Source organism: Halomonas sp. SIMBA_159 (assembly GCF_046536035.1).
Classification (GTDB): domain Bacteria; phylum Pseudomonadota; class Gammaproteobacteria; order Pseudomonadales; family Halomonadaceae; genus Vreelandella; species Vreelandella venusta_A.
On sequence record NZ_JAWJBT010000004.1, the window covers coordinates 1 to 21,908 of the forward strand.

The 21,908-nt window shown below is 56.7% G+C and carries 21 protein-coding genes; 6 read left to right on the forward strand and 15 right to left on the reverse strand.

The window, feature by feature from the left end; all coding sequences use genetic code 11:
* Positions 1 to 455, forward strand: a 455-nt coding sequence (locus R0J87_RS03345) for a transposase (RefSeq protein WP_498884380.1), incomplete at its 5' end; no start/stop codon positions are given.
* Between the two features lie 138 nt (positions 456 to 593).
* On the opposite strand, the gene lpxL is transcribed toward R0J87_RS03345, so the two are convergent.
* The 12 genes from lpxL to R0J87_RS03405 all read right to left on the reverse strand — a co-directional run bounded on the left by lpxL (position 594) and on the right by R0J87_RS03405 (position 11,217).
* A complete protein-coding gene (gene lpxL, locus R0J87_RS03350) occupies positions 594 to 1,508 on the reverse strand; it encodes an LpxL/LpxP family Kdo(2)-lipid IV(A) lauroyl/palmitoleoyl acyltransferase (RefSeq protein WP_498884382.1) in 915 nt (304 codons plus the stop codon).
* 12 nt (positions 1,509 to 1,520) lie between these two features.
* Positions 1,521 to 2,621, reverse strand: coding sequence for an alanine racemase (gene alr / locus R0J87_RS03355; protein ID WP_498884384.1), 1,101 nt, complete (start codon positions 2,619 to 2,621; stop codon positions 1,521 to 1,523).
* A gap of 196 nt (positions 2,622 to 2,817) precedes the next feature.
* Positions 2,818 to 3,792 (reverse strand): RNA polymerase sigma factor RpoS, encoded by a 975-nt coding sequence (rpoS, locus tag R0J87_RS03360; RefSeq protein WP_188639137.1) that lies wholly within the window; start codon positions 3,790 to 3,792, stop codon positions 2,818 to 2,820.
* Positions 3,793 to 3,931: 139 nt separating this feature from the next.
* Entirely contained in the window at positions 3,932 to 4,969 is a 1,038-nt protein-coding gene (locus tag R0J87_RS03365; RefSeq protein ID WP_498884386.1) for a peptidoglycan DD-metalloendopeptidase family protein, read from the reverse strand.
* A 29-nt stretch (positions 4,970 to 4,998) separates the two neighbouring features.
* Entirely contained in the window at positions 4,999 to 5,964 is a 966-nt protein-coding gene (locus R0J87_RS03370; RefSeq protein ID WP_404343163.1) for a DUF368 domain-containing protein, read from the reverse strand.
* Positions 5,961 to 6,638, reverse strand: a complete 678-nt coding sequence (locus tag R0J87_RS03375; RefSeq protein WP_498884388.1) for a protein-L-isoaspartate(D-aspartate) O-methyltransferase — start codon at positions 6,636 to 6,638, stop codon at positions 5,961 to 5,963. Before R0J87_RS03375 ends, R0J87_RS03370 begins: the two co-directional genes overlap by 4 nt.
* Complete coding sequence (gene surE / locus R0J87_RS03380; RefSeq protein WP_404463755.1) at positions 6,625 to 7,371, reverse strand: 5'/3'-nucleotidase SurE; 747 nt, start codon at positions 7,369 to 7,371, stop codon at positions 6,625 to 6,627. Before surE ends, R0J87_RS03375 begins: the two co-directional genes overlap by 14 nt.
* Before the next feature lie 21 nt (positions 7,372 to 7,392).
* Positions 7,393 to 8,433, reverse strand: coding sequence for a tRNA pseudouridine(13) synthase TruD (gene truD, locus R0J87_RS03385; protein ID WP_498884390.1), 1,041 nt, complete (start codon positions 8,431 to 8,433; stop codon positions 7,393 to 7,395).
* A complete protein-coding gene (gene ispF / locus R0J87_RS03390; RefSeq protein WP_404343167.1) occupies positions 8,426 to 8,914 on the reverse strand; it encodes a 2-C-methyl-D-erythritol 2,4-cyclodiphosphate synthase in 489 nt (162 codons plus the stop codon). The genes truD and ispF overlap by 8 nt, the downstream gene beginning before the upstream one ends.
* Positions 8,914 to 9,624, reverse strand: a complete 711-nt coding sequence (ispD, locus tag R0J87_RS03395) for a 2-C-methyl-D-erythritol 4-phosphate cytidylyltransferase (RefSeq protein WP_498884392.1) — start codon at positions 9,622 to 9,624, stop codon at positions 8,914 to 8,916. Before ispD ends, ispF begins: the two co-directional genes overlap by 1 nt.
* Positions 9,621 to 9,986: a cell division protein FtsB gene (gene ftsB / locus R0J87_RS03400; RefSeq protein WP_404343169.1), complete on the reverse strand. Its 366-nt coding sequence runs from the start codon at positions 9,984 to 9,986 to the stop codon at positions 9,621 to 9,623. The genes ispD and ftsB overlap by 4 nt, the downstream gene beginning before the upstream one ends.
* A gap of 82 nt (positions 9,987 to 10,068) precedes the next feature.
* Positions 10,069 to 11,217 (reverse strand): GNAT family N-acetyltransferase, encoded by a 1,149-nt coding sequence (locus tag R0J87_RS03405; RefSeq protein WP_498884394.1) that lies wholly within the window; start codon positions 11,215 to 11,217, stop codon positions 10,069 to 10,071.
* 172 nt (positions 11,218 to 11,389) lie between these two features.
* Between R0J87_RS03405 and R0J87_RS03410 the strand changes: the two genes are divergently transcribed.
* From R0J87_RS03410 to R0J87_RS03425, 4 genes are all read left to right on the forward strand, one after another.
* Complete coding sequence (locus R0J87_RS03410) at positions 11,390 to 12,745, forward strand: aldehyde dehydrogenase family protein (RefSeq protein ID WP_498884396.1); 1,356 nt, start codon at positions 11,390 to 11,392, stop codon at positions 12,743 to 12,745.
* A gap of 75 nt (positions 12,746 to 12,820) precedes the next feature.
* Positions 12,821 to 15,445 carry an ATP-binding protein gene (locus R0J87_RS03415; protein WP_498884397.1) on the forward strand — a complete coding sequence of 875 codons (2,625 nt, stop codon included), beginning with the start codon at positions 12,821 to 12,823 and terminating at the stop codon, positions 15,443 to 15,445.
* Positions 15,442 to 17,211 carry a GGDEF/EAL domain-containing response regulator gene (locus R0J87_RS03420; RefSeq protein ID WP_498884399.1) on the forward strand — a complete coding sequence of 590 codons (1,770 nt, stop codon included), beginning with the start codon at positions 15,442 to 15,444 and terminating at the stop codon, positions 17,209 to 17,211. The genes R0J87_RS03415 and R0J87_RS03420 overlap by 4 nt, the downstream gene beginning before the upstream one ends.
* The gene (locus R0J87_RS03425; RefSeq protein WP_498884401.1) at positions 17,201 to 18,064 is read left to right on the forward strand and encodes a MurR/RpiR family transcriptional regulator; all 864 of its coding nucleotides are present in this window, start codon (positions 17,201 to 17,203) and stop codon (positions 18,062 to 18,064) included. Before R0J87_RS03420 ends, R0J87_RS03425 begins: the two co-directional genes overlap by 11 nt.
* Before the next feature lie 11 nt (positions 18,065 to 18,075).
* On the opposite strand, the gene R0J87_RS03430 is transcribed toward R0J87_RS03425, so the two are convergent.
* Both R0J87_RS03430 and R0J87_RS03435 read right to left on the reverse strand, forming a co-directional pair.
* A complete protein-coding gene (locus R0J87_RS03430; RefSeq protein ID WP_404343175.1) occupies positions 18,076 to 18,435 on the reverse strand; it encodes a RidA family protein in 360 nt (119 codons plus the stop codon).
* 81 nt (positions 18,436 to 18,516) lie between these two features.
* Positions 18,517 to 18,993, reverse strand: coding sequence for an Lrp/AsnC family transcriptional regulator (locus tag R0J87_RS03435; protein ID WP_404343176.1), 477 nt, complete (start codon positions 18,991 to 18,993; stop codon positions 18,517 to 18,519).
* Between the two features lie 244 nt (positions 18,994 to 19,237).
* On the opposite strand from R0J87_RS03435, the gene R0J87_RS03440 reads away from it, so the two are divergent.
* Positions 19,238 to 20,923, forward strand: coding sequence for a 2-isopropylmalate synthase (locus R0J87_RS03440; RefSeq protein WP_498884404.1), 1,686 nt, complete (start codon positions 19,238 to 19,240; stop codon positions 20,921 to 20,923).
* A gap of 59 nt (positions 20,924 to 20,982) precedes the next feature.
* Here the strand turns inward: R0J87_RS03440 and R0J87_RS03445 are convergent, their stop codons facing one another.
* Positions 20,983 to 21,837 carry a universal stress protein gene (locus R0J87_RS03445; protein ID WP_404463770.1) on the reverse strand — a complete coding sequence of 285 codons (855 nt, stop codon included), beginning with the start codon at positions 21,835 to 21,837 and terminating at the stop codon, positions 20,983 to 20,985.
* Positions 21,838 to 21,908 lie beyond the last annotated feature (71 nt).

Below are 21,908 nucleotides of genomic sequence, written 5' to 3' on the forward strand. Positions count from 1 at the left end.
ATCAGTGCCCAGAGGGCCAATCGCTGATCTATGCCACCACGGATCGACATGGCTACCGCCACTATCGCAGTGATCCTAAGATCTGCCGGGGCTGCCCTCGGCTGGTGACCTGTACCCGCAACGCCAAGCAGATAAAAACGGTCACACGGCACGTCTGGCAGGACGACAAGGATCGGGTGGATGCCCGACGGCTGACAGAACCAGGCAAGAAGCTCTATCAGCGACGCAAGGAGACGGTGGAGCGCAGCTTCGCCGACGCCAAGCAGTTGCACGGGCACCGCTATGCACGAATGCGAGGCTTGGAGCGCGTTAAAGAGCAGTGTCTGCTGGCCGCAGCCTGTCAGAACCTCAAGAAAATCGCGCAGGCGCGTTGGCGCCGGCTTTTTGGCACGTTGTTACGTCACCTGAGGGCATCTCTAGCTCGTCAGAAGTCGTTATGCCCGGTGATGAGTTGAGACCGCGCGATGAGGGTTATGAGTCAGGCCACGAGTGTACGCCTACTCTAAAAGCAACGAACCCACCAAAATAGGTGGGTTCGTCAGCAGTCTGAGCCGCCCTCGGGCGGCTTTTTTTTGTGGTATTTATGAATGAGGTTAGTAAAAACCTGCCTCGCCCTCTGGACGGGTTTTAAAGCGTCGATGCAGCCACAGGTACTGCTCAGGGTGCTTACGAATCGCCCGTTCGATAAAGGCATTCACCCGCGTGGCATCGGCCATTTCGTCGCCACTAGGGAAATTGTCAAAGGCAGGCAAACACTCAATGGTGTAGGTGCGGTTATCCGGATTGCGGTGGAACATCAGCGGCACCACGGGGGCACCCGTCATTTTGGCAATTTTGGCCGTAAGACGAATCGTCGCCGCCTGCTGGCCAAACAGCGGTGCGAATACGCTCACATCGCGGCCAAAATCCTGATCCGGTGAGTACCAAACAATATGCCCCGCTTTGATACGGCGCACCACACCGCGCAAATCATGGCGATCAATGGCTTGACCGAAGATACGCGAGCGGGCACGGGTCATAAAGCGCTCGAACAGCGGATTGTTGTGGGGTCGATAAACCACATCGGCTGGGAAGAATAGCGAGTGCAGTGCACCGCCTAAATCCAACGTTGAGAAGTGAATACCCACCACCAGCACGCCCTTACCCTGGGCTTTGGCACGAGCAAGGTGCTCCTGCCCGTGATAGGCCACGCGATGGTGCAGCCCCTCTGCATCACGGCACCAGCCGGTGGCGGTTTCCACCAAGCCAATGCCGTTGGCGATAAAGGTCTCTTTAACCAGTTGGCGCTGCTCGTCGGCACTTTTTTCAGGAAAGCAAAGTGCGATGTTGGTGGCCGTGATGTGCCGACGGCGCTTCACAAATCGCCATGCCAGCAGGCCAATGGCCTTGCCTACCCATAGTTTGAGACGCCAGGGCAGCCAGGCAGCCACATACATCAGGCCAATCGCCAGCCATGTCGGCCAGTAACGAGGGTGCGCAAAGGAGCGCGGATAAGACGCTTTTGACATACAGGTAACCGTTTAAACGTGAGCCCCATGATAGCGCCGCGGCGCTCTGGGCAGCACCCCAGTCAGTAGGGTATAGCTAATGGTATCGCAATAGCGGGCTACTTCATCCACCGGCAGCACTGCGCCATTGCTGGCCGTGCCCCAGAGCACTACTTCGCTTCCAATCACCGCATCGGGTACGTCGGTGACGTCCACCGTCAGCATGTCCATGGAGACCTTACCGGCGATGGGGCAGCGCTGGCCGTTGACCAGTACCGGTGTACCATCGACCGCGTGGCGGTCATAGCCATCACCATAACCTGCGGCAACCACGGCAATCTTAGAGGGGCGTTTGGCTTTCCAGCGACCGCCATACCCCACCTGCTCCCCCACGGCTAGTTCACGCAGCGCCATAATTTCAGAGCGCAAGGACATAACAGGGCGTAACTGCTGGGTGATGTCGTTGGCCACTTCTAATGGGTCGCTGCCATAGAGCATCACGCCGGGACGGTTCCAGTCGCCATGGGCGGCAGGCCAGGCCAGCGTGGCCGGTGAGTTGGCCAAGCATAGCGGCGCATTCAACTCAGCGGCTAACGCTTGCAGAGCAGCCATCTGACGGTTGAAGTAGCTGGCGTCTTGGGCATCGGCGGTGGCAAAGTGACTCATCAGGTGTAGCGCCGTCACTTGGGGGGCGTTGACCAACCGCTGCCAGACGCTGGGCGCTTCTTCAGGTGAGAACCCCAGCCGGTGCATGCCAGAGTCCACTTTTAGCCACACAGGAATAGGCTGCCGAGGCGAATAGGCCAGCAGCGCCTCGACCTGCCATGCGCTGTGTACACTGATCCATAGGCGATGCTGGTCAACGAGCGCCAGCTCATCGGCACTAAAAATGCCCTCTAGCAGCACAATAGGCGCGCTAATGCCTCCTTCCCGCAGGCTAAGCGCTTCTTCGATACACGCTACGGCAAACGCCGGGACATCGGCTTCTAAGGCGCGGGCACAGGCCAGTGCACCGTGCCCATAGGCATCGGCTTTAATCACAGCAACTGAGCGGCTTTGCGGAGCGCAGAGGCACGCCAGTTGATAGTTGTGACGCAGGGCGTCCAAATCAATATGGGCCACTAACGGGCGCATGGCTCTCTCACTCTCTCACTAACACTAGGTGCTCAATTGTCCTGCTCGCAGGGCAAGCAAGGGGCGTTGAGCAGTGCGTATGGCTTGAATAAAAAATGGTCGGCCCTAACAACAGCGCACCGAGCGGGTGACTCGGTGCGCGATGAGTGCCTGACGAAGCTCGGCCAGTATGGCTGACTTAACTCTCTAACGTGGATTAACTCTCGAAAATCGCGTCGAGGGAAAGCCCCTGTTTTTCCAGCGAGCGGCGCAGCTTCTTTAACGCTTCCACCTGAATTTGACGCACACGCTCACGCGTTAGGCCAATTTCAGCGCCCACTTCTTCTAAAGTGGCGGCTTCATGACCGCGTAAACCAAAGCGACGCACCACTACCTCGCGCTGCTTCTCGCTTAGCTCATCCAACCAGTGGTCCACGTGCTCGCGTACATCGCCATCCACCAAGCACGCTTCTGGCCCCAGCACCTCATCGTCGGTGAGCGTGTCAATCAGCGGCTTATCGCTGTCGCCACCCATGGGGTAATCCACTGAAGACACCCGCTCGTTGAGGCCCAACATTTTCTTGACCGTTTCAACCGGCTTATCAAGATGTTCGGCAATCTCTTCAGCGGTGGCCTCGTGATCCAGCTTTTGGGTCAGCTCACGGGCAGCGCGCAGATAAATGTTGAGCTCTTTCACCACGTGAATCGGCAGACGAATAGTACGCGTCTGGTTCATCAGCGCACGCTCAATGGTCTGGCGAATCCACCACGTGGCGTAAGTAGAGAAGCGGAAGCCCCGCTCCGGGTCGAACTTCTCGACCGCGCGGATCAAACCAAGATTCCCCTCCTCGATCAAATCGAGCAGTGTTAAGCCCCGGTTCAGGTAGCGTCTGGCAATCTTGACCACCAAGCGCAGGTTGGATTCGATCATCCTAGAGCGGCCAAGCGCATCGCCTTTGCGCGCTAGGCGGCCGTAGTACACTTCCTCTTCCGGCGTCAGCAGCGGAGAAAAGCCAATCTCGTTGAGGTAGATCTGTGTCGCATCCAAGCTTTGAGTCGATTGACGGTCTTCACGGCCCAGCGCTTTTTCAAACGCATCCTCTTCTGCCGTGGCGTCGTCGTCAGCGTCATCTAACGCCTCTTCAACTTCATCCAGGTCAATCTCCTGTAGGTCCTTCTCCAGCATACTCATGGTCATACCCCCGTTGTCTCGCCTAACCGCCATTTCGAAAAGTAAGGGTGGTCGCACTCCCTGTGCGCATACACCTTATTGTTATATGACGCCCTAGTTCAGCTATTCGGGTATTGCTAATCGGTGCTTTAGGTGATGGCTAGCGAGACGGCAGATAGTCCAACGGATTTTGCGGCTGGCCATCGCGGCGCACCTCAAAATGCAGTTTAACCGCATCTGCATCGCTATCGCCCATCGTGGCAATCACTTCACCTGCCTCGACGACATCATTCTCTTTGACGCTTAAACTATCATTATGTGCGTAGGCACTAAGAAACTGATCGTTATGCTTCAGTAGTATTAAGTTACCGTAGCCGCGCACACCGCTACCGGCATAGACCACAATACCGGGCCCTGCCGCCCGAACAGGTTGCCCCTTTTGCCCAGTGATATCAATCCCGGCAGTAATGCTGCCGCCTTGGCCAAATTCACCGCTCACTTGCCCATCGGTTGGCCAGCGCCAATCAATATTTTCAGCCGGTGTGAAGGTACGCGACGAGCGGTCTGTACGGGCAGCTTGCGTTGGCTGTGCCGCAGGCTCTGGCTCTGGCTCAGCGGCAGGCGCTGGTTCAGGCTCGGGTTCTGGCGTTGGCTCCGGCGTGGGTTCGGGTGTTGGAGCAGGCTCAGCTGGCGGCTGTGTATTCGCAGGCTCTGCCGAGGTATTCGCGGCGGCGGCCACCTGCTGAGGGGCTTCTACCGCCGAACGTTCAGCCGTGAGCCGCTGGTTGCGCTCAATAGCGCTTTCGTCAGGCAGCAGCCAATCCAGCTCCTGGTCGTTGCTGGCGACAGCGGTTGCCTGTGGCTGAAGTCCTGTTGCCACTACGCCAGTGCTCGCGACTTGAGGGGCACTTGGCTGCGCAGATGCACCGCCTGCGCCTTCACGCAGCGCAATGGTTTGGCCAGGGTGGATTTGGTAGGGCGCAGCAATATTGTTGATAGCCGCTAATTGGCGATAATCGAGATTGTGTTGCCAAGCGATGCCGTAAAGCGTGTCGCCCGCTTTCACGGTGTACTGCGGTGAATTTTCAACCGCACGGCGAGCATCGCTTAAATCGCGTACTTGGGGGGTATTTGACTGCTGACTGGCACAACCACTGACTGCCAGTGCGAGCACCGTCATCATAAAAACCTTACGCATGCAAACCCTACTCCTTGTTCAACGCCGTGCTAACGATCAATGGAACGACTGTCTGTTGAATGATGCTGGGCATGAGTGGCCGCGCGGCGGTTCAATAGTACGACCATCAGCGCTCCCACTGCCATCAACGTGATTACACCCACTACCTGTGCCGACGCCCCTGTCAGCACGGCGTAGTCGCTGGGCAACAAATAGCGATAATCCAGCGGAATCATCTGCCCATCGGGGCCTAATTGGTAGCGTAACAGCTCACGCCAGGGCCAGAGAACCGGTAGTGAACCGACAATAAACCCCAACAACAGCTGTAGCGTTGCGCCGTAATAGCGTCGCAGCAACCAGGACAACAAGCGCGATGAGAGCGCAAGCCCCACCACACAGCCCATTCCAAATAAAATGATGATACCGATATCGAAGCTGCGGATAGCTCCCATGATGGTGCCGTAGAGACCCATCGTGAGCAATAGGAAGCTACCAGATACGCCAGGCAGCAGCATGGCACTAATGGCAATCGCACCGGCGATCATGACCACTAACGATTCGTTACCGACCATGAGCACTAGCGGCATCATGCCAGGCAGCAGTTTGGCAAGCATCAAGCCAATAGCTAGCGGTAGCAAGTACCAAATTTTCCATCGCTGCCCCGCTTGTCCGACCACTAAGGCGGAGGCCGCCACTAATCCGAAGAAAAAACCTTCTAGCAGCAGCGGATACGCCTCCATTAGCCATAGTGCGAGATGGGCGACACTGACGAGGCTGACGGCAACCCCTAGTAGTAACGGTATTAAAAACGCTAAGTTTAAGTGCCGCGCGACGCCTTTCCAGCCGCCACGACGCCAAGCACCAAAGGCGCTAGGGCCAAACTGCTTAATGGTATTAATTAACTCTTCGTAAATACCGGTGATAAAGGCAATCGTGCCTCCCGATACGCCGGGAACTGCATCGGCAGCGCCCATCCCGGCGCCTTTTAAGAACAGTCCTATGGGTCGACGCTTCAATCCACCACTCCTTGCAATAAAGGTACAAAGCGCACGGGTTCAAGCCGTCGCTTTTCAAAGGCAGAGCCAATGCGTTTAATTTGAGTCAGCCACTGGCTGCCGTCTGACTCTTCCAACGGCGCAATCATGACGCCATCGTGGCTTAACTGCTCTAACAGCGCCTCGGGCAGTGTTTGGGCACAGGCCGTCAGCAGAATAACGTCAAAGGGGGCGGCTTCGGGCCAGCCTTCGCCGCCATCCGCGACGGCTAACGTCGCTAGTGCATCAAGCCGCCACAATCGTTCAGCCGCTCGCTCGTGCAGCGTATAGATTCGCTCGACGGAGTAAAGCGTTTCTACCAGTCGCGACAAAATCAGCGTTTGATAGCCTGAGCCGGTGCCTACTTCCAGCACGCGTCGAGGCGCTGCGCGCAGCACTAGTTCGGTCATGCGCGCCACCGTGAGCGGCTGAGAAAGCGTTTGCCCAAAACCAATAGGCAGCGCGGTATCTTCATAAGCCCGGTGGGCCAGCGCCTCATCGACAAACAGGTGACGAGGCTCGCTGGCCATTACGTCCAAGACACGCTGGTTTCGAACGCCCTGCGCAAGCAGACGCTCAATCATGCGGTCACGGGTGCGCTGGGAGGTCATTCCACGACCGCGCAGTTCACCCTGGGATAGCTCAGGCAAAAGCATCCAACCAGTCCTGCACATCGCGGCGCGCTGGGTGGCGCGTTAAATCGGTTTGCAGCGGCGTAATCGACACGTAGCCTGCCTCGATAGCCGCAAAATCGGTGTCTTCTCCGTCGTCGGCGTTGGCCGCCACCGGAGCAATCCAGTAGCGGGTGCGTCCGCGAGGATCTTGAACAGGCACCGGCTTCTCGGCAGGGCCGCGATACCCTAAACGGGTGACTTTAACGCCTTTGATCTCTTCCCAGGGAAGGTCGGGTACGTTCACATTGAGCAATGTGCGGGGCGGTAACGATAGCTGATCAGCAGCGCCAATAAGGCTCGCAGCGAACCTTGCCGCCGTTGCAAAATGGTGGCTGCCGCACAGAGACATGGCAATCGCTGTCATGCCTAGGTTACGCCCTTCCATCGCGGCGGCTACCGTGCCGGAATAGAGCACGTCATCGCCAAGATTACTGCCGTGGTTAATCCCTGAAATCACTAAATCCGGCCGCTCATCCCAAATGCCGTTAACCCCTAAATAGACGCAGTCTGCCGGGGTACCGTCAACGCTATAAAAGCCGTTATCTAAAGCGCTTAGAGAGAGCGGGCGTGACAGCGTCAGTGAATTACTGGCACCGCTGCGGTCGCGGTCTGGGGCAACCACACGCAGATTGGCGTGGGGTGTTAACGCTTCATAAAGCGCCCGAAGGCCAGGGGCGTGAACACCGTCATCATTAGAAAGCAGCAGTCGCCGCATCAGAATCTCCTCACCTTAGCGTTATGCCGTATCGGGATGATGAATTAACTCGCCAATCACCGCCGTGGCAAAGCTGCCTCGTGGCAGTGCAAACGAGAGCAGCACAGCGTTTTCCTCAACCGTGATCTGTGGCGCGATCAGCCGGGCGCGCAGGGCACGCTGGCCGCGCTTCACGCCGCTTTTCTCAAGCCCTTCACACAGTGTCGGGTGCTGTGCAGCGAGCCGCGCTTCATACGCCCCCGCTTCTCCGCCTGCTTGGCGCCCAACGCCCCACAGCATGCCGGTTGGGTGCACATCCAGCGCAGCGGCGCGCGCCAGCACGCTCTCTTCTACCGAGTCGATACCAAAAACACTCTGAGTGCCGTCCAGCATCAAGGTATCCCCGCCAATCGGCTGGCACCAGTTACCGTCTTGCAGCCGGGCGCTTAACAGCTCATTAAAGAGAAAGCTGCGCGCGGTGGAGAGCATCATGCCTTGCCGGTCATCGCGCTTACGCCAGCCTTTTGCCAGCACCGCTTCAGCGCGCTGTAAGTTGCGCGCGCCTGCACCAAAGCGTTGATGGCCGAAATAGTTAGGCACACCGTGGGCACATAGGGCCTCCCAGCGCGGCATCAATTCGCTAGCGGCTACCGCCTCTCCACTTAGGCGCAGCGTGAAGTGATTCGTGCGATGCACGCCACGCTTGAGCTTGCGCGGATGGCGCGCCTGCTCAAGCACGACTACCCCTAACGCTGCCAGGGAAGCAGGTAAATCTGCGGGGGCTTCGCGTCCGGGTAAATGAACGCTGAGCCACTGGCGGGTGACTGCTACGCGGTCTTTCATACCGGAGTAGCCAATATCCCTGAGCGTGACGCCACACAGCCGACTGAGCTGCTTCACCACATCTAACGTGGTTTGGTTGCGCTTTTCAAGCCGCAGCCACAAGTGTTCTCCGTGGGCTTCAGGGGTAAAGTCGAGCTGCTCATCGACGATAAAATCTTCCGGCTGCGCACGGTATTGGCCTGGTGCGGGCACGCCAAACGTGGGCGTTAGGCTGCGCTGCCATGCAGGAAGATTAAGCATTCAGCGCCCCATGAGCGGCCAGCAGCACCACTGCTTCAGCAGCGATCCCCTCTCCGCGCCCGGTAAATCCAAGGCGTTCGGTGGTGGTGGCCTTCACGTTGACTTGCCCCAGGCTCACGCCTAAGTCTTCTGCTATAACCGCGCGCATGGCATCAATATGAGGAGCCATTTTGGGGGCTTGTGCCATCAACGTGGCATCCAGATTCACGACATTAAAGCCTTCACTGCGCACCAGGGCTACCACATGGCGAAGCAGGCCGCGGCTATCGGCCCCTTTCCAGGCGGGGTCGGTATCAGGAAAGTGGCGGCCAATATCGCCCAGCGCGCATGCACCCAAGAGCGCGTCGCTAATCGCATGGAGCAGCACATCACCATCGGAGTGGGCAACGAACCCGTGTTCAAACGGCAGCTTCACGCCGCCGATCATTAAGTGATCCCCCGGCCCAAAGCGGTGTACATCAAATCCGTGACCAATTCGCATTAGGAACTCCTGTTACTGGCAGTTGCCGCTTGGGCAGCCAAAATAGCGGCTGCTAGGGCTAAGTCATCAGGGTGGGTGACTTTTAGGTTATCGCGACGTCCTTTAACTAAACGTGGCGCTTCACCCAGCGCTTCAATCGCCGAGGCTTCGTCGGTCACCACGGTGCCCAGACGCTGGGCCTGCTCAAGCGCATGGCACAACAGCGAATAGCGAAACCCTTGAGGGGTCAGCGCGTGCCATAGCCCATCTCTTGGCTCGGTGGTGTGGCTCAACTGGTCTTCGTGGTCGCGCTTCATGGTATCCGCCACCGGCATCGCTAATAGGGCGCCTCCCGCATGGGCTTGGGCTGCCTCATAGAGCGCGTGAAGGTCTTCACGAGTAATACAGGGGCGCGCAACGTCGTGCACCATCACCAGATCGGTGTCGGCGGCGGCCATGGCCTGTAAGGCATTTATGACGCTATGCATGCGTTCAGTGCCGCCCGCTACTCGCTGCCACTGCGCAAATGGCACCCAAGAGGGGTCAAACCAGCGGTCATCGCTATCGAGACAGAGTACCAGCCGAGCCTCTGGGAACGCGTCGTGCAGACGCGCCAGCGTATGGGCGAAGATCGGCCGGTCAAGCAGGTTCAGATACTGTTTGGGCTTGTCTGCTCCCATCCGTTTCCCCTGACCCGCCGCAGGGACCACCAGCCATACGCGTGGATTCATTCGTCGCTGCCTTGATGCTCAGGGGATACCGGAGTGCCGGGATGAGACACCATCCCCGCATGAATACCAAGCAGCTCGTTCTCGATAGCCACCCCTGGCACCCAAAAGAACTGCTCATCGGTGCGCACCATGCCCATATCACTACGGGCGCGCTCTTCAATGGCATCAAGCCCAGTTTTTAAATCGGTGACTTCCGCTGCCAGCCTGGCATTGCGTTCACGCAGTGGGCCGTTGTCGGCCTCCTGAATGGCTACTCGCTGCTCTACCTGCTGAAGATCCTGCCAGCCGCCGTTACCTAGCCAAAGGTGGTACTGCAGCAGACCCAGTACGGCAAGCAGCAGGCCCACAAGCCATTTGTGCATCACAGAGATCCTTTGTGAAAGCGGAAACGGCGCGCATTATGCCATTAAGGGCAGAGTCCAGCGACCCGGCGCACCGTGGGAATTATTTAAACGGTAAAGCATCCTCGGCGGCGCGGCGATAAGCCATGATATGAACGCCCTCTTCATGACAAAACTGCGCCACGCCAGCAGCAAGCCCAGGATGCGCTAAATAGTGCAGCGAACGCACCCGCTGTGGTGCAAAGCCCCTGACCAGCTTATGCTCGCCCTGGGTGCCCGGGTCGAAGAGCGTTAGCCCCTTAGCTAGGCAGTGCTCAATCCCCTGGTAATAGCAGGCTTCGAAGTGCAGGCAGTCGGCCATTACCTCGCTCCCCCAATAGCGACCATACAGCGTATTGCCCGCTTGGAAGTAGAGCGCGGCCGCGACGGGGCGGCCCTCTAAGCGCGCCTGCACCAGCATCAGCGCTTCAGGCATGACCTGGCGTAAACGTTCAAAAAAGGCGTGGTTAAGATAGGGCGGACGGCCACGTTCGTGGTAAGTAATGGTGTAGCATCGATAAAAGTGCGCCATGTCGACATCGCTAATAGCGGTACCTTCTAGACGATGCAGCGTCATACCTTGGTCGGCCACTAGGCGTCGCTCGCGCTTAATCATTTTGCGTCTTTTTGACGTCATGCTCGCTAAGAAGCCCTCAAAGTCGCCAAAGCCTCGGTCGCGCCACTGAAACTGCACGCCTTCACGGGCAATCAACTCTGGGCACTGGCGCTGCCAGGCGTCCACCTCTGGCTCATCGGCAAAAAGCAAATGCCAGCTGGAAAGCCCTAACGCTTCACACTGCTGACGCCAAGCGCTGGCTAACTGCGCTCGTATAGCGTTGGCATCCGCGCCCGGGGCAATCAACATGCGGGGGCCGGGCACAGGGGTAAAAGGAATCGCGCTCAGCCCTTTGGGGTAGTACTCGCCACCCGCCCTCTCCAAGGCTTCAGCCCAGCCCCAGTCGAATACGTACTCACCGTAGGAGTGGTGCTTACGATACATCGGCATCGCGCCCATCAGTTGGGCACCCTGCCAAACGCACAGGTGGCACGGCTCCCACCCGGTAGCGGCGCTTACCGAACCGCTGATTTCTAATGCCTGCAAAAACCCATGGCGCAAAAAGGGCTGCTGCTGAGGGACCAGTGCATCCCACTGACTTGCCGCAACGGCCTCAATGGCAGGTAGAATGGAATAAGCAAGCGGGTGTGAAGGCATAACATCTCCTATAGCACACTGGCATAGGTGGCGAATGGCTTACTGTATCACCCCAACGCCTAATTGGTATGAAACACCTTCATTTGCAAACAATTGTTGACGATTGATGGACACGCTACCGATGGCCAATATAAGCCTGTAGTGTCGATGGCAGTGAATCCAAGGAGAGGCCATGAAACGCGACTTAACGGATCTTTTGCAGGCACAGCGCCAAGCCGCAGGCCAGGCGCCTTTTCCAACGCTGGCCGTTCGTCGTGAACGCTTGGCCCGGCTGGCCAGCATGACCAAGCGCCATCAACAGGCCATTGTGCGCGCTATCCAACTCGATTTTGGTTATCGAAGCGAGGTTGAAATCCGCCTGGCTGAAACCACCGCGCTGTTGCACGCCATCGGCCACGCACGCCGCCACTTATGGCACTGGATGCGCCCTCGCCGTCAGGGAGTCCCATGGCGGCTATGGCCTGCTCGAGCAAAGGTGGCACCGCAGCCGCTCGGCGTCATAGGCGTGATGGCGCCCTGGAACTATCCTTGGGCACTCAGCCTAATGCCCGTGGTGGATGCTTTCGCGGCGGGTAACACGGTGATGCTAAAACCCAGCGAGCAGGCTCCCCATACCAGCACTCTACTGGCTAAGTTAGTGCCGCAATACTTTACGCAGGAAGAGTTGAGTGTTGTTCAAGGCGGGGCTGAGGTCGCTAAGGCGTTTAGTGAACTGCCGTTTGATCATTTAGTGTTTACCGGCTCCACCGCTATTGGAAGGCAAGTTGCTACGGCAGCCGCCGCTAACCTCACCCCAGTGACTCTTGAGTTGGGAGGCAAGTCGCCAGCAATCGTGGCAGGCGATGCCGATATAGAGAGTGCCGCTGAGTCGATCGTCTTTGGTAAAGCCTTTAACGCTGGGCAAACCTGTATTGCGCCAGATTACGTGCTCGTTGAAAGCCGCCACCTGGATACTCTGATCCACGCTTTAGAACGAGCGATCCGCTCGCAGCGGCCCGATGCAAAAGAAGCCACGGGTTACGTCAGTGAAGTGCACAAAGCGCGTATCGAGCAGCTATTAGTAGAGGCGCGTGATCACGGTTGTCGCGTAATGGATCAAGGTCCGCATGCACCGGCACTGGTGATTGACCCTCATCAAGGCTTAGCCCTGATGCAAGAAGAGATCTTTGGTCGCATCCTGCCTGTCATTAGCGTCAAGCACACCGACGATGCCCTGCGCTTTATCAATGCCCGCCCCCACCCGCTCGCGCTCTACGCCTTTACACATCAAAAGACATTGCAGGAGACGTTGCGCCACAGCACCCGCTCGGGCGCACTGGTGTTTAATGATACCTTGCTGCAGCACGCTGTACCGTCACTGCCGTTTGGCGGCGTCGGTGAGAGTGGCACGGGGGCCTACCATGGTCGCCACGGCTTTGCGCGCTTTAGCCATCTGCGCGGCGTGTTTTATCAATCCAAGCGATCGCAAAGCCACTGGCTACGGCCACCCTACCGCCAATGGCTACTGAAATTACTGCGGCTTAGCTAAAGCTAGCGGGCTAATGTCCGATAATTCTTTAATACGCTTTTTACTGTTATACGCCATTCATGTTTAGGAAACGCTATGCGAGCCGCCGACCTACCGGATAACGAACCCCAGCGCCTGACGGCTTTGCATGCGTTACGAATTCTCGATACGCCCGCTGATGTGGGTTTTGAACGGCTAACACAGCTTGCCTGTGACCTATTTGATGTTCCCACCGCCCTGGTCTCACTGGTCGATAAAGAGCGGCAGTGGTTTAAGTCTCATACTGGATTAGACGCTTGTGAAACCAGTCGCGAAGTGTCTTTTTGTGCCCATGCCGTGGCCTCAAACACACCGTTAGTTATCGAAGATACGGGCAACGATCTGCGCTTTGCCGATAACCCGTTAGTAAAAGGCATGCCCCATATTCGCTTTTACGCGGGGTATCCACTAAGACCCACTGACGAACTTGCCGTCGGCACGCTGTGTTTGATTAGTGACCAGCCTCGTGATTTCTCAGCGCGGGACATGAAGATCCTGGAAAGCCTAGCGGGCCAAGTGGACGAGCTGTTACGCCAACACCAGATGCGCTACACCCTCTCGCAAACCACCCGCCGCTACGAGGCGCTGTTTAATGAAAGCGCCACCGGCATTGTGCGCATTGACCACCTGGGGAATGTGTTAAGCATCAACCCCTTTGCCTTAACGATGTTGGGCTACGCCAAGCAGGAAGTCGTCGGCCAAAATGTCGGGATGTTAACGCCTCCTTCGATTCGTGCGGAGCACGACCACTTCATTGCACGCTTTCTCGCTGGTAACGACCCAAAGGTGATTGGCCGCGGGCGAGAGGTCGATGCCTTACATAAAGACGGCCACTTAGTCCCCGTACATTTAGCCGTTAATGCCATACATAATGAGCAGAATGAGGTCGTCGAGTTCCTGGGCATTTTGACCAACTTAAGCGATGTCTACGATGCCAATCACCGAATGCATAAAGAGCAGAGCCTGTTAAAGGTACTGCACCAGGGGATCACCGACTATCAAGCCCTGATGTCCGGCGAGCAGCTGTGGACATTTTTAATGGAAGCGCTGCGCGAGCTAACCGACAGTGACTATGCACTGATTGGCGAAGTGCTGCCTACCGAGACCACCAACGCCCTTAAAATCCACGCCATTACGGACCTCTCCTGGAGTGACGATTCGCGCCATTTAATGGAGATGCTTCGCAGCGGTGACATGACGCTCACCAACCCGGACTCGCTGCTAGGTCGCGTGTTTGCGTATGGCGATGTGGTCATCACCGACGATGTGTATCACCACATCAAGCGCGGTGGTTTTCCACCGGGGCACCCACGCATCGATAACTACCTAGGTGCTCCTATCTTTAGCGGCGATCAATTGATTGGCATGTTTGCTATCGCCAACAGCAAACAGCCGCTGAGTCAGGCGCTGCTGGATTGGCTGCAGCCGTTTACCGATACCTGCGCCCTGCTGATCAATCTGTATCGCCAAATGGCTGAGCGCGAGCAGGTGACGCAGGATCTCGCCACCGCCCGCGATCAAGCAGAGAAAGCCAATAAAGCAAAAAGCGAATTTCTTTCTTCTATGAGCCATGAGCTGCGCACGCCGCTCAATGCCATTATTGGCTTTGCCCAACTGCTGGGCAAAGGCCGACGCGACCCGTTGAACGACAAACAGCAGCGTCAGATAGGACAAATCGAAAAAAGCGGCAAGCACCTACTCAGTTTGATCAATGAAGTGCTCGATCTCGCTAAAATTGAGTCGGGCCACATGACCATGTCGATTGAGCCAATCTCTATTGAACGGGTGCTGGAAGATGCCTGCAGCACCTTGGAAGCCAGTATGGACGCAGCGGGTATTCAGCTACATCGTCCATTCATCAGTGGTGAATGGATGGTTGAGGCAGATTACACGCGCACTAAGCAAGTGCTACTTAATCTGCTTTCTAATGGGATTAAGTATAACCGCGAGCAAGGTGCCATTACGATTGAAGTGACGCCACTTGAGTCGGCTCTACGGATTAGCGTCATCGATACTGGCAAGGGCATCGACAATACGCGTTTGGATGAACTGTTCGAGCCGTTTAACCGCCTGGATGCAGAAAATGGCAGCATTGAAGGCACCGGTATTGGCCTAGCGATCACCCGTGAGCTGGTCGAGCGGATGGGCGGTAGTATTGGTGTCACCAGCGAGCTTCATGAAGGCTCCACATTCTGGTTTACCCTGCCCATGTCCAAGGTCAGTGGGGTGGCTGAACAACCCGTTGCACCGCCTGCCACAAACACCTTAGCCGCACAGCGTCAGTACCAGTTGCTTTATATCGAAGATAACCCGACTAACCAACGGCTCATGGAAGATATCGTTGACGATTTTGCGCACGTTAAGCTTCAAACGGTGACCAGTGCAGAGCTTGGCTTAGAAATTATGCGCTACTCACCGCCCGATTTGGTACTTATGGATATCCATTTGCCGGGGATGAATGGCTACCAGGCGCTAGACGTCATTCAACATGATCCCGCCCTGCATTCGCTGCCGGTCATCGCGCTATCCGCCAACGCAATGGAGCGTGATATCGCGCATGGCTTAGCCGCAGGCTTTACGGATTACCTCACAAAGCCCATTGATATCGAACAGCTGACACGAACGCTGAACCACTATTTCTCCTCATTCTCCGCCAGTGACGCACCAAGGACGGCGCCATGACGTTTACGCATAAACACGTGCTCATCGTTGACGACAACAGCATGAACGTTGAGCTACTGCTAGACCTGCTGGATGACCACGACTTCAACAACGTGCACGGCATCAGCGACCCTCGCCATGTACTCAGCTACTGCCAACAACAGTTGCCCGACCTCGTACTGCTCGATATTCGCATGCCGTTTTTGGATGGCTATGGCGTGCTGTCACAATTGCAAGAACACTTCGCCGACCAAACGCCGCCGGTCATTGTCCTAACCGCTCAGATTGATGACGAAACCCGCCATCGCGCGCTAAGCATGGGCGTGCGCGACTTTCTCACCAAGCCGTTTAAACACGATGAAGTGCTTCAGCGCATTCGTAACACGCTGGATGTCGAGCACCGCTATCGAGTACGTGACAAGCAGGCCGAAACACTGGAACGGATGGTGGCCAAGCGCACAGAAGAGCTAGACCGTCAGTCGCGTACCGACCCGATCACCCAGCTCCCAAATCGCCGGTCACTCACCCAACACCTCACCGATGCCGCCCAGCAAGGCCGCCAAACGGGCCTGCTATTTATTGCGCTGGATCATTTAGACGATGTGGTGCGCCTGCATGGCTACGGCGTTGCTGACCAGTTGATGGTGCACATTAGCCACCGGCTTAACGCTCAGCTGGAGGCGGGCAGCACCCTAGGGCTTTGGGGCGGTAGCGAGTTGTTGGTGATTACCCATAACGGCGAGCTAAGCGAACTACGTCAATTAGCCGCACGTTTGTTAAGTTGCTTTGAACACGACCAGTCGTTGGGAGACCTGCTCCTGCCGCTGAACGCGCGCATTGGTATTAGCTGGTCTCAGGGCGACTTTCACACCGAACGGCTGGTGCATATGGCCGCTTTGGCGCTGCCGCAAAGCGGTTCGTTGCGCCTTCAAAGCTATAACGAAACGTTGGAAAATCAGCAGCGACACCGGCTCCACCTGCAGCAAGCCATTAGAGGTGCCACTCAGCGCGGAGAAATGTCGCTCGCTTTTCAGCCCAAGCTGTCGCTCACGACTCAGCGCATTATTGGCGCTGAAGCGCTGCTACGCTGGCATCACCCTGAATTGGGCCACGTCTCACCCGCTGATTTCATTCCGCTGGCAGAGGCCAGCGGTGATATCCTGTCGATTGGCGAGTGGGTGCTGGAAGAAGCCATGCGCCACATTGCCGCCTGGCGACAGCGCGGCCTGCTAAACGATGAGTTCCATATCGCGGTGAATGTCGCGGCTCGCCAGCTGGCGCGCAAAGACTTCGCCGAAAACCTACGCATGCGTCTCGCCAAACATGGAATACCAGAGCGTTTCTTTGCACTGGAGGTGACCGAGTCGGGCCTGCTCAGCGACATGCACAACGCTCGTATCCAGCTGGCACAGTTAGCCGAGGTAAATATTGCCGTTGCCATTGATGATTTTGGTACCGGCCATTCGTCGCTGGCTTACGTTAAAACACTGCCCTTCTCGACGCTAAAAATTGATCGTGCCTTTGTGATGGATCTAGAAAAAGACGCGGTAGACCGCCATCTGGCACTCACCATTACCCAGTTAGCCCATGCGGTAGGCTGCGATGTCGTGGCAGAAGGGATTGAAACCGCCGCACAGGCCGACTACTTACGTTCAATTGGCTGCGAAGCGGCACAAGGGTATTACTATGCTCGACCGCTACCTGCCGAGGAGTTTTATCGCTGGTGCACCGACTGGACACCTCATACACACCTAACGCTTGCCACGGAGTCAGTTAATGGCGCATGACCTGCTAGACCGCTTACGGGAACGCTTGGAAGAGTTGAATCGCTCAGAGCGCAAAGTCGCGAACGTTATTCTGGAAGACCCCGCAGCGGCCACCAGCCTGAGCATCGCAAGCCTAGCCCAGGCCGCCAGCGTCAGCGAACCTACCGTTAACCGGTTCTGCCGCAACTTTGGTGCGAAAGGTTACCCTGATTTCAAAATCAAACTGGCCCAAAGCCTAGCAGGCGGCACGCCTTACGTGACCCGGGCGGTTGAGCCTGGCGATACCGCGACTCAGTACACCCATAAGATCTTTGGGGCCACCATTGCCGCGTTAGACGAAGCGCAACGCGAAGTGGATATGGCCGCCGTAGAACGGATGGTGGATTACCTAACGCAAGCGAAGCAGATTCACTTTTTCGGGCTGGGTGCCTCAGGTGCCGTGGCACAAGATGCGCAGCATAAATTCTTCCGCTTCAACCTACCCGTCATGGCCTACGTGGATGTGCTGATGCAGAGGATGGTGGCCGCCGCCTGCCATACCGGCGATGTGGTGGTGATTATTTCTTATACCGGCCGCACACGAGAACTGGTCGACATTGCCAATGTCGCTCGGGAGGCAGGGGCCGTCGTACTGGGCATTACTGCCCCCGACTCCCCGCTCTCGCGGGAGTGTACCGCGACCCTTGAAGTCGCTACCCCAGAAGACACCGACCATTACATGCCGATGACCTCCCGGGTGATACAGCTCACTTTGATTGATGCGCTGGCAACGGGGGTGACGCTTAGGCGCGGCGAAGACTTTCTGCCACACCTGAAAAAGATCAAAGACAGCCTACGCGACACCCGCTTTCCGGTAGAAAAACCCACCAAGTAAGCCCGTCGCGCTTACGCATCCACCGCCGTGGTAACGGTAATTTCTACTTTTAGCTCATCGGCGGGCATCGGCGCACATACACATGTGCGTGCCGGTGCATAGCCTTCCGGTACCCAGGCATCCCATACATCATTCATGGCGGCGAAATCGCTGCCATCTTTCAAGTAGATGGTGGCGCTTAATAGCTGCTCGCGGCTGGAGCCGATCTCTTTTAGCAGCGCATCTACCCGCGCCAGCATGCTTTCAGTTTGCGCTTTGATATCACCATGGCGCGCCTCAGGGCCTGCGACCTGCCCGCATAAATAGGCCACGCCTTGGTGAATTACGGCACGGCTCATGCGGGCTTTTGTATCATGGCGCTGAATTGTCATGGGTCATTCTCCTAATGAAATCAAAAAAGGCAGTGTAAACTGCCAAACAAATGCTGCCTATGCTTCATTAGCCCGCAAGCATTAAGTGGGCACAGGGCGATGTTCAAACACGCGGCGCAACACGAAGCTCGTATGGGCACCTGTGACTCCCTCAATGCGGTTGATCACGTGTAGCAACAGGTGCTGGTAATCATCCATATCCTTCACCAGAATTTTGAGCTGAAAATCCGCTGCTTGCCCGGTAATGATCAAGCACTCCACCACGTTGGGAATGGTACGGATGTGGCGCTCAAAGTTATCAAACCGCTCAGGGGTGTGCTGGTCCATCGAGATATGCAGCAGCGCCATCAGTTGGTAACCCAGCGGGCGCGCATCAACGACGGCCCGGTACTGGGTGATTAATCCATGCTCTTCCAAGGCACGCACTCGGCGCAAGCAAGGAGAAGGCGACAGGCCGATTCGCTCCGCTAGCTCCTGGTTACTAATGCGCCCTTCCTGCTGCAGCACCTCAAGGATGCGGCGGTCAAAACGATCCAGCGTTATGGGCGTTATCGCCATCTCGGCAGCTCCTACCAACATAAAATAATTTATTGATATATTCTGCCACTTATTTCCGATAAAGCCATATCTTCGCAATAACCTTTCGCGCCTATTTGCGTAGACTGTTGAAACTGTCACAAGCAGCCCTCGATTGACGCTTTACCCAAGCGTCCCTAACGCTCTCCTTACACTGGAGCCTGCGGATGCGGCTAGCGCCACCAGCGGCCGCCCTCAACAACTTAACGTTTTCAGGAACCTCACCATGCCTGCTTTTGATCATCGCAAATATCGTCCAGCCCCACGGGTGCCCGCGTTTAATCGCCAGTGGCCGGACCGGGAGCTCACCCAAGCACCTATCTGGGTAAGCGAAGACCTACGCGATGGTAACCAGGCCCTGCTAGAACCGATGACGGTTGAGCAAAAGCAGCGCTTTTGGCACCAGATCATCAAGGTCGGTATCAAGGAAGTCATGGTCGGCTTTCCCTCTGCTAGCCAGCCGGACTACGATTTCGTACGCTGGCTGATCGAAGAGGACCAAATTCCTGACGACGTGACTATTGCCGTGCTCGTGCAGTGCCGCGAACACCTGATCGAGAAAACGTTCGCCTCATTGGTGGGCGCCAAACGAGCCATTATCCATCTGTACAACTCCACCTCGACTATCCAGCGAGAGCGGGTGTTCGAGATGGATCGCGATGGTATTACCGATATCGCCGTGCAAGGGGCGACCTGGGTGAAAACCTATGCCGCGCAATATCCAGACGTTGACTGGCGCTTCCAGTACTCGCCGGAGAGCTTCTCTAGCACGGAGATCGATTTTTCGCTGGCCATTTGCGAAGCGGTCATGGATGTCTGGCAACCCACCCCAGACAACAAATGCATCCTTAACTTGCCCACCACTGTCGAAGTGGCCGGCCCGCACCATCACGCCGACCAAATTGAGTACTTCTGCCAGCACATTAGCCGCCGCGACAGCGTGATTATTTCGGTGCATACCCACAACGATCGTGGCGGTGCCGTCGCCTCAGCAGAGCTTGCGCTCTTAGCCGGTGCCGACCGGGTAGAAGGTACGCTGCTTGGCAACGGTGAACGCACCGGCAATATGGATATTGTCACTCTGGCTATGAACCTATACAGCCAGGGGATTGACCCGCAGTTAGATCTTTCCCATCCCGACGAGATTATTCAGGTCGTACATGAATGCACGGGAATCGCCATTCACCCCCGCCACCCTTGGGTGGGCGAAATGGTGTACACCGCCTTTTCAGGCAGCCACCAGGATGCGATTCGCAAATCACTGAAACATCAAAAGCCAGACGAACCGTGGCAAGTGGCCTATCTTCCCATCGACCCCCACGATATTGGCCGGGACTATCAAGCGGTCATTCGGGTTAACAGCCAATCAGGCAAAGGCGGCATGGCCTTCCTGCTGGAGCGCGACTATGGCATTAACCTGCCCCGTTGGATGATGCTGGCATTGGCTCCCTACGTGCAGCAAGAGAGCGAGCGACGTAACAGCGAGCTTTCCAGCGAGATGATTCGCCAAGTGATGTTTGACCACTTCGCCCATGATGCCCCGCTAGCGCTGGCCGACTACCGGCTCTCAAAGGGGCAGCAGGAAAGGATCGATATGACCCTGTGGCAAGGCGCAGAAACGTTGCGCCTCTCGGGCACGGGAAATGGCGCTATGTCGTCGTTCACCGACGCCTGGAAGACGCATACTGGCAGTCACGTGGCTATTCTGGATTACAGCGAACACTCGCTGGGCGGCGACAGTAAAGCCAATGCCATTGCGTTTGTGCAGCTCAACATTGATGGCCAGCGGGTGTGTGCCGTCGCAGAAGATAGCGACACGGTGAGCGCGTCGCTCAAAGCCGTGCTGTCGGGGATTAATGCAGTGCAGCCAGCTCATACTGCCCAGCAAGAGACAGTGTCCAGTATCGTCTAAGCGGCTCTGCCAGCCGCCGCTAGGGATAGCGGCGGCCGATGCCTTACCCTTGTTACTCGTCAGCGCAAAATCAACACCGGCAACTGCGCGTTACGCAGCATCGCCGTGGTGGTGCTGCCCACCAGCAGATGACGAATCCGCGAGTGCCCGTACGCTCCCATTACCAGCAGGTCGATTTCTTTTTCCTGTTTATAGGCGCGTAGAGTCTCCTCTACCTCCCCTGCCCGAATGGCTCCTTCGGTTTGGTGGCCTGCGGTTTGCAATGTATTGGTGGCCCACTCAAGCTGCGAGTGATTCTCTGCCGTTTCGGCGCCCACAATCACCACGTGACACTCAGCGCCCTCAAACAGCGGGCTTTTCGCCAGCATCTCTACGCCCTTGCGCGCTGTTTTACTGCCATCAAACGCCATCAGTATACGTTTAGGCGCAGTGAACGCCCTTGGCACCATCAAGATAGGCCGATGGAGTTCGCGTACTACGCGCTCAAGGTTAGAGCCCAAATGACCGCTGGCCTGATGCGCGGTCTCTCCTCGCTTTCCTAGCACCAACAAGCGAATTTCTTTCTCATGTTCTGCCAAAGTATCGACTAGGGTGCCGTTACGCTGCATACAGGGGGTTTCTGAGAACCCTGCCGCTTCCACTCGTGCTTTGGCAGCATCCAGCATCAAACGACCCCGTTCACGAGCCAACTTTCCGCGCTGTTCCTCAACATCCGAGAGCTGCTCTAGTAAGTGCTCCCGCGTGCCTAAACCTAGGTGGCCGGTTAGATCAGGCTCTGCAACCTGGGAGTGGTTATCAACGGTGTGCAGAAAACGCAGTGGTGCCGAAAGTGACGTGGCTGCCCAAGCCGCATAATCACACACACTCTCTGAGTAGTGAGATTCATCGATGGCTGCTAATACATAATCAGACATACTGGCTTCTCCTTGAGCGGATGCGTCAAACGTATCGTTGTTCTGACTCTTTTGTACACGAAGATATTGAT

Excerpts from the sequence above, each read along its gene's own strand:
- rpoS (WP_188639137.1), bottom strand. The coding sequence starts at position 3,792 with ATGAGTATGCTGGAGAAGGACCTACAGGAGATTGACCTGGATGAAGTT.
- ispF (WP_404343167.1), bottom strand. The coding sequence starts at position 8,914 with ATGCGAATTGGTCACGGATTTGATGTACACCGCTTTGGGCCGGGGGAT.
- R0J87_RS03405 (WP_498884394.1), bottom strand. The coding sequence starts at position 11,217 with ATGCCTTCACACCCGCTTGCTTATTCCATTCTACCTGCCATTGAGGCC.
- R0J87_RS03425 (WP_498884401.1), top strand. The coding sequence starts at position 17,201 with ATGGCGCATGACCTGCTAGACCGCTTACGGGAACGCTTGGAAGAGTTG.
- surE (WP_404463755.1), bottom strand. The coding sequence starts at position 7,371 with ATGCGGCGACTGCTGCTTTCTAATGATGACGGTGTTCACGCCCCTGGC.
- R0J87_RS03430 (WP_404343175.1), bottom strand. The coding sequence starts at position 18,435 with ATGACAATTCAGCGCCATGATACAAAAGCCCGCATGAGCCGTGCCGTA.
- R0J87_RS03375 (WP_498884388.1), bottom strand. The coding sequence starts at position 6,638 with ATGCTTTTGCCTGAGCTATCCCAGGGTGAACTGCGCGGTCGTGGAATG.
- R0J87_RS03365 (WP_498884386.1), bottom strand. The coding sequence starts at position 4,969 with ATGCGTAAGGTTTTTATGATGACGGTGCTCGCACTGGCAGTCAGTGGT.
- lpxL (WP_498884382.1), bottom strand. The coding sequence starts at position 1,508 with ATGTCAAAAGCGTCTTATCCGCGCTCCTTTGCGCACCCTCGTTACTGG.
- R0J87_RS03420 (WP_498884399.1), top strand. The coding sequence starts at position 15,442 with ATGACGTTTACGCATAAACACGTGCTCATCGTTGACGACAACAGCATG.
- R0J87_RS03445 (WP_404463770.1), bottom strand. The coding sequence starts at position 21,837 with ATGTCTGATTATGTATTAGCAGCCATCGATGAATCTCACTACTCAGAG.
- R0J87_RS03410 (WP_498884396.1), top strand. The coding sequence starts at position 11,390 with ATGAAACGCGACTTAACGGATCTTTTGCAGGCACAGCGCCAAGCCGCA.
- R0J87_RS03440 (WP_498884404.1), top strand. The coding sequence starts at position 19,238 with ATGCCTGCTTTTGATCATCGCAAATATCGTCCAGCCCCACGGGTGCCC.
- ispD (WP_498884392.1), bottom strand. The coding sequence starts at position 9,624 with ATGAATCCACGCGTATGGCTGGTGGTCCCTGCGGCGGGTCAGGGGAAA.
- alr (WP_498884384.1), bottom strand. The coding sequence starts at position 2,621 with ATGCGCCCGTTAGTGGCCCATATTGATTTGGACGCCCTGCGTCACAAC.
- ftsB (WP_404343169.1), bottom strand. The coding sequence starts at position 9,986 with ATGCACAAATGGCTTGTGGGCCTGCTGCTTGCCGTACTGGGTCTGCTG.
- truD (WP_498884390.1), bottom strand. The coding sequence starts at position 8,433 with ATGCTTAATCTTCCTGCATGGCAGCGCAGCCTAACGCCCACGTTTGGC.
- R0J87_RS03435 (WP_404343176.1), bottom strand. The coding sequence starts at position 18,993 with ATGGCGATAACGCCCATAACGCTGGATCGTTTTGACCGCCGCATCCTT.
- R0J87_RS03415 (WP_498884397.1), top strand. The coding sequence starts at position 12,821 with ATGCGAGCCGCCGACCTACCGGATAACGAACCCCAGCGCCTGACGGCT.